The organism is Pseudomonas allokribbensis (assembly GCF_014863605.1).
Taxonomy (GTDB): Bacteria; Pseudomonadota; Gammaproteobacteria; order Pseudomonadales; family Pseudomonadaceae; genus Aquipseudomonas; species Aquipseudomonas allokribbensis.
This window is the reverse complement of the sequence record NZ_CP062252.1, coordinates 1,852,215-1,867,418: the sequence shown is the minus strand read 5'-3', so window position 1 is coordinate 1,867,418 and position 15,204 is coordinate 1,852,215. Positions and strand designations below refer to the sequence as shown.

Here is a 15,204-nt window from a genome sequence, read left to right as displayed (position 1 = left end):
CAATCAGGGTTTCAGGGGCTTCGACGCGATGGCTTTCTCGATGGCCGCCAAAAACTCCGGATCGTCAGGCTTGGTCAGGCTGGAGAAATTGGCAATCACCTTGCCCTGGCGATCAACCACGTATTTGTAGAAGTTCCACTTCGGCGCGCTGCTTTGCGCGGCCAGTACCTGGAACAGGTGGGTGGCACCGTCACCGCGGACCTTCTGTGGCTCGGTCATGGTGAAGGTCACGCCGTAGTTGGCGTAGCAGACCTTGGCGGTCTCGGCGCTGTCCTTGGACTCCTGCTTGAAGTCATTGGACGGTACGCCAAGCATCTCCAACCCTTGCGCCTTGTAGCGCTGATTGAGCGCTTCGAGGCCTTCGAACTGCGGGGCGAAACCACAGAAGCTGGCAGTGTTGATCACCACCAGCGGTTTGTCAGCGTAGTGCTGGCACAGGTCGATGGACTCCTTGGCCCGCAACTTGGGCAGCGAGCCTTGCAGCAGCTCCGGACAGTCCGCGGCCTGGGTCAGTCCGGTCAACGCCATCAGCAACGCGGGAACAGTACACCAGCGCTTGAGCATGTCGGGCTTCCTTGATGCATTCGTCAGAACCCGACGTTACTCGCCCTCAAAGCCTACAAGCAAGCGCCCATGCCCAACTGCATCAGCGCCAGGCCGCCCTGGTGCCAGCCCCACCACACCAGCGCCAGCAACGCGGCACCGACTGCGATGGCCAGCATTCGAGGCCAGTAGCCGTTCATGCAGCGCTCGCGTGGGTTTGCAGACGCTCGACCGGGCGCTCGCGCACTGGCCAGTTCAGCGCAGCCGCCAACAGGCTCAAGAGAATCGCCACTTGCCAGATCAAGTCATAACTCCCGGTACGGTCATACACCACCCCGCCCAGCCAGCCGCCGAGGAACGAGCCGAGCTGATGGAACAGGAACACGATCCCACCGAGCATGGACAGGTTTCGCACGCCAAACAAGGTCGCCACCGTACCGTTGGTCAACGGCACGGTCGACAACCACAGGAAACCCATGGCCATGCCGAACAGATACGCCGTGGTCGTCGTCACCGGTAGCCACAGGAACAGCCCGATCACCACCGCTCGCAACAGGTACAAACCGGTCAGCAGACGCGGCTTGGACATGCGCCCGCCCAGCCAGCCGGCGGTGTAGGTGCCGAAGATGTTGAACAACCCGATCAACGCCAGCACGGTAGTGCCGACGGTAGCCGGCAGATGCTGATCGACCAGATACGCCGGCAGGTGCACACCAATGAACACCACTTGGAAACCGCAGACGAAGAAACCGAACGCCAGCAGCCAGAACCCGGAGTGCGAGCAGGCCTCGCGCAAGGCTTCAGACAGGGTTTGCTCATGCCCGAGCACCGGCAGCGGCTTGTCCTTGAGCATGCTCACCAGCGGCACGATCAGCGCCACCAGCAAACCCAGCACCAGCAACGCGGCAGACCAGCCCAGCCAGCCGATCAGCCCGAGGGTGCCTGGCAACATGGCGAACTGGCCAAAGGAGCCGGCGGCGCTGGCAATGCCCATGCCCATGCTGCGCTTCTCCGGCGGCACGGCGCGGCCAACCACGCCGAGGATCACCGAGAACGACGTGCCGGACAGGCCGATACCGATCAGCAAACCGGCGCTCAGGGACAGGCCCAACGCTGTTTCCGACAGGCCCATGAACACCAGCCCCAAGGCGTAGAGCACGCCACCGATCAGCACCACTTTCGCTGCGCCAAAACGGTCAGCCAGTGCGCCAGTGAACGGTTGCGCCAGACCCCAGATCAGGTTCTGCAAGGCAATGGCGAAGGCGAACACTTCACGCCCCCAGCCGAACTGGGCGCTCATCGGCGACAGGAACAGCCCGAAGCCGTGCCGCACGCCCAATGACAACGCCAGAATCAGCGCACTCCCCAGCAACACCCAACCGCACGTACGCCACATCGAACTCATTGTTATTCTCCAGTCGCGGGTATATACCCGCTTAGATTCGGAAAAAACCGGCCCTCAGGCCAGTTCATCCAATAGCCGCAGCAAGGTTTCACGCTTCTCGGCACCCAGTCGGTCGATCAACCGCTGTTGCGCCGCTTCCCAGGCCGGCAGGGCCGCTGCCAGACGTTGTGCGCCAGTTTCGGTGAGCCGGACGATGCGGTTGCGCATGTCTTCGCCTTCGGCCAGCGCCACGAGACCTTCGCCTTCCAGCACCCGCAGATTGCGTCCGAGGGTGCTGCGATCCAGACCCATGGCCTCGGCCAGTTCGGAAATGCTCGGTTGATCCAGACGCTGCAGGTTGCACAGCAGAGAATACTGGGCAACGTTGATCCCGAAGCCGTCGAGAGCGCCGTCGTAATGCCTGCTGACGCCACGCGCGGCGCGACGCAGGTTGGTGCACAAACACTGAGAAGGAAGCATGATGCGTGTATATACCCGCGACTGTGTTAAATCAAGTTACAGATCAAAGTTACTTATCAAAACAAGGCCAGCCCGACCAGCACTGACATCTCCAGCAATTCCAGCAGTGCGCCGGCCGTATCGCCCGTGGTTCCGCCCAGTCGCCGCACCATCAAATGCCGCAGCCAGATGAACACGACGACCGAAAGCAGCAGCGCCACGACAGCATTGAACCCGGCAATCAACACGCACGCCGCCGCACTCATCGCCAGCACCTGCCAACCCGCTTTGCGCGGCAGATGATCGGCCAGCGCCTGCCCCAACCCGCCAGCCCGCACATAGGTTGTGGTGAGGAACAGTCCGAGCAGTGCCGCCCGCCCAAGTAGCGGCACAATGATCAACGCCAGGCCTTGTTTTTGCTCGATCAACGCCAGTAGCGCGGCGTACTTGAGCAGCAACACCAGCACCAGCGTCACCACCGCGATCGGCCCGCTGCGCGGATCCTTCATGATCGTCAGCGTACGCTCGCGATCACCGAAACCGCCGAGCCACGCATCGGCGCTGTCCGCCAATCCATCAAGGTGCAACGCGCCGCTGAGCAGCACCCACACCGTCAGCAACAACGCGGCATGCAGCAGCAACGGCGCGCCAGCCAACGCAACGTTCAGCGCCCAGAGAATTACGCCGAACAGCAATCCCACCAGCGGATAAAACAGCAGCGAGCGGCCGAGTTCTTCAGGCGCTGGCATGCCCGGCAGACGAATCGGCAGGCTGCTGAGAAATTGCAGGGCGATCCACAGGGGCAGCATGTCAGCGTACTTCCTTGAGCGAACCATCAGCCTCAACGATCAGCGAAAACAACGCGCCATGACCGACTTCGACATTGAGCAACTGCTCACGGGGCAACCCACGGGCACGAGCCAGCAACAGACGCATGACGCCGCCATGACTGACCAGCAACACCCGCTCTCCCGCATGCGCCGCGTGCAAGCGCATGACCGCCGCCAGCACTCGCGCGGAGAAATCGCTGACCGGCTCCCCCTGCGGCGGGGTAAACCCATACGGATCTGCCCAGAACAGCCCAAGCGCTTCGGCATCGGTTTCCATCAACGCCGCTGCGCTCTGCCCTTCCCAGGCACCGAAATGCAGCTCTTGCAGATCCTTGTCCAGAGATACCGACAGATCCCGTTGCGCACCCAACTCTTCAGCGAATCGCGCGCAACGCTGCAACGGCGAACTGACCAGCCGATCCCACGGCCCCTGCCCGATCACCGCCTCGCGCATCTGTGCCCAGCCCTTTTCGGTCAGTGCATCGTCGAGACTGCCGCGCAGGCCGCCGCCGAGTTCGGTTTCACCGTGGCGCAGCAGGTCCAGATGCAAGGTCATGCCGGGCGATCCGCTACCGCGGCTTCGGCGAAGGTCGCCATCTGGCCGTGCAGATCGCAGGCCAGACGCAGCAACGGCACCGCCAGCGCCGCGCCACTGCCCTCGCCCAGACGCAGGCCCAATTCGAGCAGCGGTTCGGCACTGAGGGTTTCCAGCACATGACGATGACCCGGTTCGGCACCGCGATGCCCGAACAGCAGCCATTCACGGCAGGCCGGATTCAGCCGCACCGCCACCAACGCCGCAACCGTGCAGATGAAACCGTCCACCAGCACCGCGACACCTTCCTGAGCACAAGCGAGATACGCGCCCACCAGCGCCGCAATCTCGAAGCCACCGAGATTGAACAGGGTCTGCAACGCATCACCGCGCTGCGCCGCGTGCAGCGCCAGTGCCCGCTCGATCACCTGCGCCTTGTGGCTGACGCCGTCGGCATTCAGCCCGGTGCCGGGACCGGTCAGATGAACCACCGGGCAATCGAGCAGCGCACAGGCCAGCGCACTGGCAGCCGTGGTGTTGCCGATGCCCATTTCGCCACCGATGAACAGTTGCGCACCCGCCGCCTTCGCGCGCAGCACGCTGTCGCGGCCGGCTTGCAGGGCCAACTCGCCCTGAGCCGAAGTCATCGCCGGGCACTTGGCGAAATTCGCCGTGCCCGGGCCGATGTTCAGATGACGCACGCCCGGAAGATTCAGCGACGGGGTAACGGTGCCCAGATCCACCACTTCCAGCTGCGCGCCGAGTTGTCGCGCCAGCACGCTGATCGCCGCGCCGCCGCTGACGAAGTTCAGCAGCATCTGCCCGGTGACTTCCTGCGGGAACGCGGAAACCCCTTCGGCCACAACGCCGTGGTCACCGGCAAAAATCGCGATCCAGACCTGATCGAGGCGCGGTTTGATCTGGCCCTGCAATCCGGCCAGTTGCACCGCCACCGATTCGAGCTGCCCGAGGGAGCCGGCGGGTTTGGTCAATTGCTGCTGACGCGCCGCCGCGTTTTCAACGGCGTCCGTATCCACCGGTTTGCACGGGTTCAGCCACCAGGCTTGGGTCATAACGCAGGTCCTTTCAGAGTCAGGGGCAGGCCGGCAACCGTCAGGACGACTCGCTGACAACGCTCGGCCAGAGCTTGATGCAGCCAACCGGCTTCATCGACGTAGCGGCGAGTCAATTCGCCCAGCGGCACGACACCCATTCCGGTCTCGTTGCTGACAAAAATGATTTCACCCGGCAGCGACGCCAGGCATTCGAGCAGGGCTTCGCGTTCGGCAGCGAGGCGTTCGGCGTCTTCGAGCATCAGCAGATTGGTCAGCCACAGGGTCAGGCAATCCACCAGCAGGCAACGTTCGGCACTGGCGGTTTCGCGCAGGACCCGGGCCAGCTCCAGCGGCTCTTCGATCAACGCCCATTCGGCGGGACGACGGGCGCGGTGATGAGCGACGCGTTCATTCATCTCGCCATCCAGCGGCTGACTGGTGGCGATGTACGTCACGGCCAGCGCGCTGTCAGTGGCGAGTTTTTCAGCCAGGCGACTTTTGCCGGAGCGGGCGCCGCCGAGGATCAGTTGGAGCATGGGGACATTCCACAGAGTTCACGTAACAGCCCGGTATCCAGATGCTTCTCCACCAGATCCGCCAACCGCTCGATGTCGCGTTCGCGCAGGCCGTGGTAATCCACCTCCTGCACATCGTTCAGACCGGCCCAGCGCAACAGCGCCGCACTGGCCGCCGGCGATTCGAACAGGCCATGCAGGTAGGTGCCGAAAATCTGCCCGTCGAGACTTTGCGCGCCGTCGCAGCGGCCGTCGTCCAGATGCACAGCGGCGTTTTCCAGCGCAGCTCCCGTGGTCACGCCGGCATGAATTTCATAACCGCTAACCTCGGCATCTTCCAGCGCCAGACGCCCGCGCACATTGCGCAATTGCTTCTCGGCTTCGAGCTGCGTTTCAAACGCCAGCAGCCCCAGACCGGCACTGGAACCCGGCGCGCCTTCAAGGCCCAGCGGATCATGGACCTGCTCGCCGAGCATTTGCAGACCGCCGCAGATTCCCAGCAGCTTGCCGCCGTAACGAAGATGTCGGCTGATGGCGGTTTCCCAGCCATTGGCGCGCAGATACGCAAGATCGCTGCGCACGCTTTTCGAGCCCGGCAGGATGATCAGATCGGCCGGCGGAATCGCTTGCCCCGGGCCGATGAATTGCAGATCCACCTGCGGATGCAGCCGCAGCGGATCGAAATCGGTGTGGTTGCTGATGCGCGGCAGCACCGGCACCACCACTTTCAAGACTTGCTCGGCCTTGTCGGTCTGGCGCTGATCGATGCCGTCCTCGGCCTCCAGATGCAGGTCCATCACGTACGGCAGCACGCCCACCACTGGTTTGCCGGTGCGCTGCTCCAGCCAGTCGAGGCCCGGTTGCAGCAAGGCGATATCGCCGCGAAAACGATTGATGATGAAGCCCTTCACCCGCGCCTGTTCACTCGGCGCCAGCAGTTCCAGCGTGCCGACCAGATGGGCAAACACGCCGCCACGGTTGATGTCGGCAATCAGCAACACCGGGCAATCCACCGCTTCGGCGAAGCCCATGTTGGCGATATCGCCGGCACGCAGGTTGATCTCTGCCGGCGAACCCGCGCCCTCGACCATCACCAGCGGATAGGCGGCGCTCAAGCGCTCATGAGAGGCGAGCACGGCCTGCATGGCGATGGCTTTGTAGTCGTGATAGGCGACGGCGTTCATGCTGGTGACCGCGCGACCGTGGATGATGACCTGAGCGCCAGTGTCACTGTTGGGCTTGAGCAGCACGGGATTCATGTCGGTGTGTGGCTCAAGGTGAGCGGCTTGCGCCTGCACCGCTTGCGCCCGACCGATTTCGCCACCGTCGGCAGTCACCGCGCTGTTGAGCGCCATGTTCTGCGGTTTGAACGGCACCACGGCAACGCCCTGACGGGTTGCCCAGCGGCACAGTGCCGTCACCAGCGTGCTTTTGCCGGCGTCGGAGGTGGTGCCCTGCACCATTAATGTGGTCATGCTGGTTGGTTTTCCATAGAGCGGTCCAGGGCGAAGGCTTGCAGAGCTTGCTCAAGACGCGCTTCATCGGCGGCGTTGGCGGGCAGGCCGAAACGCAGACTGCTGTTGTGCGCGAAGAGGCGCAGGAGAATGCCCCGGCGGGCCATGAACTCGTGCAGCGCGGCGGCGTGTTCGGTGATCAACCACTGAAACAGCGCGCAACCACCCTGAGGTTTGAAGCCGTAGCGTTCGAGCAGCGCAGCCAGCCGTTCACTGACCTCGTCACTGCGGATCCGCTGGCGGGTATGACCTTCGGTGTCTTGCAGGCAGGTTTGACCCAACACGCGGGTCGGCCCGCTGACGGCCCAGGGTCCGACCTGCTCGGCCAGCAACCGGAGCAACTTGCGCTCGGCCAGCACGAACCCCAGCCGCACACCGGCCAGGCCGAAAAACTTGCCGAACGAACGCAACACGATCAGTCCGACCTGATGCGCATGCGGAGCCAGGCTCAACTGCGGCGTGTTGTCCATGAACGCTTCGTCGACCACCAGCCAGCCACCGCGCTGGGCCAGCCGCGCATGCCAGTCGAGCAAGCGCGCCGGGGTCAGGCTCAGGCCGGTGGGGTTGTTCGGGTTGACCACCACCAACACATCGAGGCTGTCGAGGAAGAAATCGACTTCCTGCTCCAGCACTTCGCGCACGATGTAACCACTGCGCCGCCAGGCTTCGGCATGCTCGGCATAACACGGCGACAACACGCCGACCTTGCCGGCCCGGCGCAAACGCGGCAGCAACTGAATGGCCATCTGCGAACCGGCCACCGGCAACACTTGCGCGGCACCGTAGTAGTCGCACGCCGCCTGCTCCAGGCCGTCATCGGTTTCCGGCAAGCGCGCCCACGCCCGCAGCGGAATGTCCGGAACCGGAAACGGCCATGGCGCGAGGCCAGTGGACAAGTCGAGCCAGTCTTCTTCAGCGATGCCGTATTCGAGCGCCGCCCTGCGCAGCCGGCCACCGTGCTCAAGCATAGAATTCAGCCCCCACGCAGAGAATCAGCAGCCATAACCATACCCCGCGCTGGACCAATTGCCAGCCGCGATCGATGGAATCGGCGTCGGCTGGCGTGCCTTCGCCCAGTTGCGGACGCTCGTGCAGCTCGCCGTGATAGATCGCCGGCCCGCCCAACTCGACGCCCAGCGCACCCGCACCGGCAGCCATCACCGGGCCTGCGTTCGGGCTGTCCCATTTCGGCGCCTGGGTGCGCCAGCATTTCAGCGCCAGTCGGGTCTTGCCCAGCAGCGCGTAGGTCAACGCCACCAGCCGCGCAGGAATGTAGTTGAGGACGTCGTCGATCTTCGCCGCCGCCCAGCCGAAACGCTCGAAGCGTTCGTTGCGATAGCCCCACATCGCGTCGAGCGTATTGCTCAGACGATAGAGCACCACGCCCGGCGCACCGGCCACGACAAACCAGAACAGTGCGGCGAACACGGCATCGCTGCCGTTCTCCAGTACCGATTCAGTGGCGGCGCGGGCGACAGCGGTGCTGTCCAGTTCACTGGTCTGACGGCTGACCAGATAACCCACGCGTTTGCGCGCTTCTTCCAGATCATCGCTGCGCAGGGCCTTGGCCACCGGCTCGACGTGCTCGCCGAGACTGCGCATGCCGAGGGCGCAATACAGCGCGAGAATCTCGACCACCCAGCCCACATACGGCGCCCAGGACAATGCCGTGGCCAGCAGGGTCAGCGGCAGCACCGCGATCACCCACGCGGTGACGCCATGGCTGCGCCAGCCGCGACCACCGCTATTGAAACGTTGCTCGATGCGCCCGGCGAAATTGCCGAACGCCACCAGCGGATGCCAGCGTTTCGGTTCACCCAGCAGCGCATCCAGCGCGACCGCGGCGACACTCAACAACGCCATACTCATTGACTCACTCCCCAGAAATTTTCATACAGCAGCTCATTGAGCGGACGCGCCTGCGCCCACCCTTCGAGTACCAGCATCGGCGCCGGATAGAATTCCTTGACCGGTCCCAGACACAGAACCGCCAGCGGCTTGGCCCCGGCCGGCAGTTTCAGCAGATCGGCCAGCGCCTGCGGTTCGAACAGCGACACCCAGCCCATGCCCAGGCCTTCGGCGCGCGCCGCCAGCCACAGGTTCTGGATCGCGCAGGACAATGAGGCCATGTCCATTTCCGGCAGCGTGCGGCGGCCAAAAATGTGTCGCTCGCGATCGTCCATCAAGGCTGCGACCAGCACTTCCGCACAGTCGTTGATGCCTTCGACCTTGAGCTTCATGAACTCGTCACTGCGCTCGCCGAGGGCCTCGGCGGTGCGTACGCGTTCTTCTTCAACAAGGTTCTGGATCTGGCCACGCAGCGCGCGGTCGCTGATACGGATGAAGCGCCATGGCTGCATCAGACCGACGCTCGGTGCCTGATGTGCGGCTTCAAGCAATCGGCGCAGCAATTCAGGCTCGACCGTGCCGCCGCTGAAGTGGCGCATGTCGCGGCGTTCGGCGATGGCGCGATAGACCGCTTCGCGCTCGGCTTCAGTGAATGCGTTGTCGGTCATGGCACCAACAGTGCGGCAATCGCCGACGGATTCGACGGGAAGTAAAAGTGCACGTACGAGGCGGTCATCCGCCCTTCCCGATACACCGCTTCGGCACCGCGCCCGCCATTGGGGCTGTGGCCACGGGCAATGGGTGTCAGTTCGGTGGTGGTCAGGGAATGGTGATAGGTGTGACCGCGCAGCAAGCCTTCCGGCAGTTCGACCGATTGCAGAGCCAGCGCCGCCAGACGTTTTTGCATCACCGCATCGCCATTGAGCAAACCGACCAGTCCGGCGCGGGTGCCTTCGACATCGGTCAACGAATCGAGCAAATACAGCATGCCGCCGCACTCGGCTAGCAGCGGTTTGCCGGCGGCGTGATGCGCGCGGATCGCGTCGAGCATGGAGGCGTTCTGCGACAAGGCAACGTGATGCAATTCCGGATAACCGCCGGGCAGGTACAAGCTGTCGGCCTCGGGCAATTGCGTATCGCGGATCGGCGAGAAGAAACTCAGCTCCGCGCCCATCGCCCGCAACAGATCGAGACTGGCGCCATAGGTGAAGGCAAACGCCTCGTCACGGGCGACGGCAATCCGCACGCCTTCGAGCAGTCTTTCGGTCTTGACGATTTCAGGCGCGGCGAATTCGACGGCCGGTGGCAGCGCTACCTCGCAAGTGCTGGCCAGCGCTTCGGCGGCGGCGTCGAGGCGCACATCGAGGTCATTGAGTTCGCTGGCCTGCACCAGACCGAGATGGCGACTTGGCAGTTCTATCCCGGTTTCCCGGGACAACGCGCCGTACCAGCGCAGACCTTCAGTGAGGCTGCCTTCGAGCAACTGCGCATGGCGCACGGTGCCGACGCGGTTGGCCAGCACGCCGGCGAACGGCAGGTCCGGCTGGTAGCGCGCCAGACCCAGCGCCAAGGCGCCGAAGGTCTGGGCCATGGCCGTGCCATCGATCACGCCGAGTACCGGCACGCCGAAATGCCGCGCCAGGTCGGCGCTCGACGGTGTGCCGTCGAACAAGCCCATCACGCCTTCGATCAGGATCAGATCGGCTTCAGCGGCGGCTTCCCACAACAGACGTCGACTTTCCTGCTCGCCGACCATCCACATGTCCAGTTGATAGACCGGCGCACCGCTGGCGCGCTCGAGGATCATCGGGTCGAGAAAATCCGGGCCGCATTTGAATACGCGAACCTTGCGCCCCTGATTGCGGTGCAGACGGGCCAGCGCGGCGGTGACAGTGGTCTTGCCCTGGCCGGAGGCCGGCGCGGCGATCAATACCGCCGGGCAGTGACGTGGTTGATTCAAAGTTCGACGCCTTTCTGCGCTTTGATACCGGCCTGGAAGGCGTGTTTGATCATGCCCATTTCGGTGACGGTGTCGCCCATCTCGATCATTTCCGGCTTGGCAGCGCGGCCGGTGACGATCACATGCTGCATCGGCGGACGGGCCTGCAGATCGCTGAGCACCTGATCCAGATCGAGGTAACCGTGCTTGAGAGCGATGTTCAGCTCATCGAGCACCACCAGACCGATCGACGGATCACGCAGCAGTTCGCGGGACACTTCCCATGCAGCTTCGGCAGCGGCGATGTCGCGCTGGCGATCCTGGGTTTCCCAGGTGAAACCTTCGCCCATCACATGAAAACGTACCTGCTCGGGGAAGCGGCGGAAGAACAGCTCCTCCCCGGTGCTGTTGCGGCCCTTGATGAACTGCACCACGCCGCACTGCATGCCGTGGCCCATGGCGCGGGCGAGCATGCCGAACGCCGAGCTGCTTTTGCCTTTGCCATTGCCGGTCAGCACCAGCACCAGGCCGCATTCGTCTGGCGAATTGGCGATGCGCTCGTCGATCACGGCTTTTTTGCGCTGCATGCGCGCCAGATGGCGCTCGTCGCGTTCGGGGGAATCAGTCATGGGGGAGCTCTCCGTTGAGGCTGGATAACGGCGGGCAGGCACAAGAATAGACGGCAACAAGCCTGGCATCGCCCACCGTGATGCCGCTGGATGGATCAGGCCGGTCTCCGGGCTCATGAGCGGCCTTGGCCTGGCTGCGCGCCTTCCCGCTTTGCAGCAGTGGCATCGGACGCAGCTTTTACTCATTTACCGTTGCGGGGGCAGCGCCGGGATCGTGATGGTTCTTCGCTTGAAGACCATCCTCACCGACTTCCCTGTTTCACTCTGTCGACAGCGGTCACAGAGCACCTGAAACAAGCCGCGAAGGTTAGAGGGTTGGGGGTGGAGCGTCAAATGAAGAGGCCCCCTGAAAGCGAATAACTGCCGTCGATCAATTATCTGACGCCAATCTTGTGCCACACTGTCAGCAGTGATATCAAAGAGCCATGCTTTTTGAATGCAGAGAGCACATCACAATAACAAGGGAGAGCACCATGCAAGGCATGATCATCAGCAATCCGCGGCTGGAATTCCTGCGCCCGGTGCTGGAACGCTGGTTTGACTGTATCGACCGCTACAACGCCGTGCGCGGCGACAACGACACGCCGTACTGGCACGACGAAAAAGCCAACCTCGGCCTGTTGTCCGCCGCCGCGTGGATGGCCGAACTGGTCACCCTGCGCGACACCGCCACCCGCAAGCAGAACGAGGAAGGCGAGCGCAATGCCCGCGCCGACCTGTTCCTGGCCGGCGCCGAAGATCGCGCCTACATCCAGGCGACGCAACGCTGGCCGCGCGTCAACAGCCTGAATCTGACCCAGGCCCTGGCCGATATCACCAGCGACGCCAAGCGCATCAGCTACGCCAGCGATCTCAAGCTCGGCTGCCTGTTCGTCGCCCCACAGAAAGCCCAACACAGCGCCAGCCCCGAAGAACTGCAGGACATGGTCGACGACCTGCAAAAGGAACACACCTGCGCCGTCGCCTGGTATTTCCCCTACGCCTATCGCAAATTGCGCAGCGAGGCCGGCAACTACCACCCCGGCATTGCCGTGCTGTTCAAGGAAGCTCGCGGCTGAGGGGTGGAACCATCGGGCTTGCGCACTTCTCTATGATTAGGAATGCATTCATAGGGAAGATCAGTAATGCGCAAGCCCCAGCTCGTTTTCGTCATCGCACTCGCCGGAGGGCTCACCGCCTGTGGTGAATCCTCCAGCCTGCAAGTCTCGGACGGCACCGGCCCGTCCCCCAAACTGCCCGAACCGAACAAGACCCTGATCCCGACGGTGAACATCGCCCCGGCGATCGGCTGGCCGGCCGGCACGAAACCGACACCAGCGGCAGGCACTCAGGTGGCGGCGTTTGCCGAAAACCTCGATCACCCGCGCTGGCTCTACGTGCTGCCCAATGGCGATGTGTTGGTGGCGGAAACCAATGCCCCGCCGAAACCGGACGATGGCAAAGGCATACGCGGCTGGGTGATGAAAAAAGTCATGGGCCGTGCGGGCGCCGGGGTTCCCAGCCCGAATCGCATTACCCTGCTGCGTGACGCCGATCACGATGGCGTGGCGGAAACGCGCACGGTGTTTCTGCAAAACCTCAACTCACCGTTCGGCATGACGCTGGTCGGCAACGATCTGTATGTTGCCGACACCGACCGTTTGCTGCGCTTTCACTACGAACCCGGCACAACCGAGATCAAGAGCCAGCCGATCAAGGTCGTGGATCTGCCGGGTGGCCCGCTCAACCACCACTGGACCAAGAACGTCATTGCCAGCAAGGACGGCAGCAAGCTGTACGTCACCGTCGGCTCGAACAGTAACGTCGGCGAGAATGGCCTGGATCAGGAAGAAGGTCGGGCGGCAATCTGGGAAGTGGACCGCGCGACCGGCAACCATCGGATTTTCGCCTCGGGCATTCGCAATCCCAACGGTCTGGCCTGGGAACCCAAAAGCGGCGCGCTGTGGACAGCGGTGAACGAACGGGACGAGATCGGCAGCGACCTGGTGCCGGACTACATCACCTCGGTCAAGGACGGCGGGTTTTATGGCTGGCCATTCAGCTATTACGGCCAGCATGTCGATGTCCGCGTCGAACCACAACAGCCAGAGATGGTGGCCAAGGCCATCGCTCCCGACTACGCCGTAGGCCCGCATACCGCCTCACTGGGGCTGACGTTCGCCGAGGGCAACGCGTTGCCAGCACAATTCAAGGAGGGCGCGTTCATCGGCCAGCATGGCTCGTGGAATCGCAAGCCGCACAGTGGCTACAAGGTGATCTTCGTCCCGTTTGCCGCAGGCAAACCGAGCGGAACGCCAGTGGACGTGCTGACCGGCTTCCTCGACAAGGACGAGAACGCTTTGGGGCGCCCGGTCGGCGTGGTGATCGACCAGCAAGGTGGATTGCTGGTGGCGGATGATGTGGGGAACAAGGTGTGGCGAGTTTCGGCGGCTAAATAGCCCGGCCCTGAAACAAAAAAACCTGTAGGAGCCAATGTGCTCCCACAGGTTTTTTATTGCTTCGGATGACTACGGGTTATGCGCCAGATGCTCCGGCTGCAGAACACGCTTGGCACTCAGGTAGGCCTTCTGCCAATACGCTTTCGACAGGCTGTCCAGCTTCACCGTGCCGCCGGTGGCCGGTGCGTGAACGAAGCGCCCTTCCCCGACGTAAATCCCCGCATGGCTGACCTGAGAGCCGCCATTGGTGGCGAAGAAGATCAGGTCGCCGGTCTGCAAACCCTCCTTGCCGACATTCGGCGCCTGCATGACGATCAACTCGCGCGTCGAACGCGGCAGGCTGATACCGGCCGCATCGCGGTAGACAAAACCGATCAGGCCACTGCAATCGAAGCCCGAGTCCGGCGTGTTGCCGCCCCAGCGATAAGGCGTGCCCACCAGCCCGAGCGCACGGAACAGCACGTCTTCGGCAGCGGGAGAAAAAGCCTGGGAGGATCCGAACACAATCGGCGCGCGAACCACAGGGGCTGGCGGCGGAGTGCGACTGGCGCAAGCGCTGAGCAGCGCTGCGAAGAACATCAGGGCGAGGCGGGCCGGCATCGTCATAAGCAGAACATCCTGATCTGGCTGCGGCTTTTACTGCCGATTCGACAGAAAACAAAACCGCCTGCGTTGGGACGCAGGCGGTTTGCCATCAATATAGATCAGGATTCTAGCGGCTACGCGGCAAACTTCAAGTAAGACTTTAACTTCACCTTGTAAAGTTTAAGTCTATTGCCCCTGAAGGACCGCTTGTCGCCACGAGCGTGGCGACCAAGGCGAGATTACTTGCGAGCGGTAACCACGGTTGGAGCGTTCGCCAAAGCGCGCTTGGCTTCGATGAAGGTCTTGCTCCAGTAGCTGTCACCCAGGCTGTCGATGCGGACACCGCCACTGCGACGACTGCTGGAGTGGATGAACTGGTTGTCGCCCAGGTAGATCCCGGCGTGGCTTACACGACCGCGACGACCATTGGTGGCGAAGAACAGCAGGTCGCCCGGCTCGAGGTTGCTGCGCGATACCAGCGGAGCATCCACGTTGATCATTTCGCGGGTGGAGCGCGGCAGGTTCATGCCGGCTTCTTCGCGGAACAGATAGCCGATGAAACCGCTGCAATCGAACCCGGCTTCAGAGGTACCGCCGAAACGGTAACGGGTACCGATCAGGGACATGCCGCGTTCAAGAATACTGTCTGCCAGAACCGGAAGCTGATAAGGCTTCTTGCCGTTGAAAGCGGCGAGTTCTTTCTCGGTGTCCAGCTCTTCCTGATAAATAACGGAAGACTGAGCGGTGGCAGAATTTTTAGCCTGTTGCTGCTCTTGATTAACAGGTGAATGAGCAGCGCAACCGAACAACAGGGTGACGAGTGCGAGAGGCACGAGGGGTGCGAAGCGCTTTAGCATGGGCACGACCGTGGCTGATAGTTGTAAAGAAGCCGAGACTATGCCCGCTATCAGCCTCATTTGCAAATTCAAT

General features: G+C 62.9%; 18 protein-coding genes and 1 riboswitch. Of the genes, 2 read left to right on the top strand and 16 right to left on the bottom strand.

Annotated features, from left to right (window positions below; all coding sequences use genetic code 11):
• Positions 1-3 precede the first annotated feature (3 nt).
• The 14 genes from IF199_RS08605 to cobO are packed head-to-tail and all read right to left on the bottom strand — an operon-like array spanning position 4 to position 11,251.
• The gene (locus tag IF199_RS08605) at positions 4-564 is read right to left on the bottom strand and encodes a glutathione peroxidase (protein WP_192560130.1); all 561 of its coding nucleotides are present in this window, start codon (positions 562-564) and stop codon (positions 4-6) included.
• Between the two features lie 53 nt (positions 565-617).
• Positions 618-743 carry a hypothetical protein gene (locus IF199_RS30460; RefSeq protein WP_279612927.1) on the bottom strand — a complete coding sequence of 42 codons (126 nt, stop codon included), beginning with the start codon at positions 741-743 and terminating at the stop codon, positions 618-620.
• The gene (locus tag IF199_RS08600; protein ID WP_096823001.1) at positions 740-1,948 is read right to left on the bottom strand and encodes an MFS transporter; all 1,209 of its coding nucleotides are present in this window, start codon (positions 1,946-1,948) and stop codon (positions 740-742) included. The genes IF199_RS30460 and IF199_RS08600 overlap by 4 nt, the downstream gene beginning before the upstream one ends.
• A gap of 54 nt (positions 1,949-2,002) precedes the next feature.
• Positions 2,003-2,407 carry a MarR family winged helix-turn-helix transcriptional regulator gene (locus IF199_RS08595; RefSeq protein ID WP_007950413.1) on the bottom strand — a complete coding sequence of 135 codons (405 nt, stop codon included), beginning with the start codon at positions 2,405-2,407 and terminating at the stop codon, positions 2,003-2,005.
• Positions 2,408-2,463: 56 nt separating this feature from the next.
• A complete protein-coding gene (locus IF199_RS08590) occupies positions 2,464-3,195 on the bottom strand; it encodes an adenosylcobinamide-GDP ribazoletransferase (protein ID WP_192560129.1) in 732 nt (243 codons plus the stop codon).
• Position 3,196: 1 nt separating this feature from the next.
• The gene (cobC, locus tag IF199_RS08585; protein ID WP_192560128.1) at positions 3,197-3,772 is read right to left on the bottom strand and encodes an alpha-ribazole phosphatase family protein; all 576 of its coding nucleotides are present in this window, start codon (positions 3,770-3,772) and stop codon (positions 3,197-3,199) included.
• Positions 3,769-4,824, bottom strand: coding sequence for a nicotinate-nucleotide--dimethylbenzimidazole phosphoribosyltransferase (gene cobT / locus IF199_RS08580; protein ID WP_192560127.1), 1,056 nt, complete (start codon positions 4,822-4,824; stop codon positions 3,769-3,771). The genes cobC and cobT overlap by 4 nt, the downstream gene beginning before the upstream one ends.
• Positions 4,821-5,342 (bottom strand): bifunctional adenosylcobinamide kinase/adenosylcobinamide-phosphate guanylyltransferase, encoded by a 522-nt coding sequence (gene cobU, locus IF199_RS08575; protein ID WP_096822997.1) that lies wholly within the window; start codon positions 5,340-5,342, stop codon positions 4,821-4,823. Before cobU ends, cobT begins: the two co-directional genes overlap by 4 nt.
• Positions 5,330-6,796 carry a cobyric acid synthase gene (locus IF199_RS08570; RefSeq protein WP_192560126.1) on the bottom strand — a complete coding sequence of 489 codons (1,467 nt, stop codon included), beginning with the start codon at positions 6,794-6,796 and terminating at the stop codon, positions 5,330-5,332. Before IF199_RS08570 ends, cobU begins: the two co-directional genes overlap by 13 nt.
• Positions 6,793-7,803, bottom strand: coding sequence for a threonine-phosphate decarboxylase CobD (gene cobD / locus IF199_RS08565; RefSeq protein ID WP_192560125.1), 1,011 nt, complete (start codon positions 7,801-7,803; stop codon positions 6,793-6,795). The genes IF199_RS08570 and cobD overlap by 4 nt, the downstream gene beginning before the upstream one ends.
• Positions 7,796-8,704 (bottom strand): adenosylcobinamide-phosphate synthase CbiB, encoded by a 909-nt coding sequence (gene cbiB, locus IF199_RS08560; protein ID WP_192560124.1) that lies wholly within the window; start codon positions 8,702-8,704, stop codon positions 7,796-7,798. Before cbiB ends, cobD begins: the two co-directional genes overlap by 8 nt.
• A complete protein-coding gene (bluB, locus tag IF199_RS08555; RefSeq protein ID WP_192560123.1) occupies positions 8,701-9,351 on the bottom strand; it encodes a 5,6-dimethylbenzimidazole synthase in 651 nt (216 codons plus the stop codon). Before bluB ends, cbiB begins: the two co-directional genes overlap by 4 nt.
• Positions 9,348-10,643: a cobyrinic acid a,c-diamide synthase CobB gene (locus tag IF199_RS08550; RefSeq protein WP_192560122.1), complete on the bottom strand. Its 1,296-nt coding sequence runs from the start codon at positions 10,641-10,643 to the stop codon at positions 9,348-9,350. Before IF199_RS08550 ends, bluB begins: the two co-directional genes overlap by 4 nt.
• The gene (gene cobO, locus IF199_RS08545; RefSeq protein ID WP_007950401.1) at positions 10,640-11,251 is read right to left on the bottom strand and encodes a cob(I)yrinic acid a,c-diamide adenosyltransferase; all 612 of its coding nucleotides are present in this window, start codon (positions 11,249-11,251) and stop codon (positions 10,640-10,642) included. The genes IF199_RS08550 and cobO overlap by 4 nt, the downstream gene beginning before the upstream one ends.
• Positions 11,252-11,332: 81 nt before the next feature.
• Positions 11,333-11,558, bottom strand: a riboswitch (cobalamin riboswitch).
• A gap of 166 nt (positions 11,559-11,724) precedes the next feature.
• On the opposite strand from cobO, the gene IF199_RS08540 reads away from it, so the two are divergent.
• Positions 11,725-12,309, top strand: coding sequence for a hypothetical protein (locus IF199_RS08540; protein ID WP_085710581.1), 585 nt, complete (start codon positions 11,725-11,727; stop codon positions 12,307-12,309).
• A 66-nt stretch (positions 12,310-12,375) separates the two neighbouring features.
• Positions 12,376-13,689: a PQQ-dependent sugar dehydrogenase gene (locus IF199_RS08535; RefSeq protein WP_192560121.1), complete on the top strand. Its 1,314-nt coding sequence runs from the start codon at positions 12,376-12,378 to the stop codon at positions 13,687-13,689.
• 69 nt (positions 13,690-13,758) lie between these two features.
• Here IF199_RS08535 and IF199_RS08530 read toward each other — a convergent pair whose 3' ends face one another.
• Both IF199_RS08530 and IF199_RS08525 read right to left on the bottom strand, forming a co-directional pair.
• Positions 13,759-14,295, bottom strand: a complete 537-nt coding sequence (locus tag IF199_RS08530) for a C40 family peptidase (protein ID WP_096822989.1) — start codon at positions 14,293-14,295, stop codon at positions 13,759-13,761.
• A gap of 218 nt (positions 14,296-14,513) precedes the next feature.
• On the bottom strand, positions 14,514-15,131 hold the full coding sequence (locus tag IF199_RS08525; protein ID WP_096822988.1) for a C40 family peptidase: 618 nt from the start codon (positions 15,129-15,131) through the stop codon (positions 14,514-14,516).
• Between the last annotated feature and the right edge of the window lie 73 nt (positions 15,132-15,204).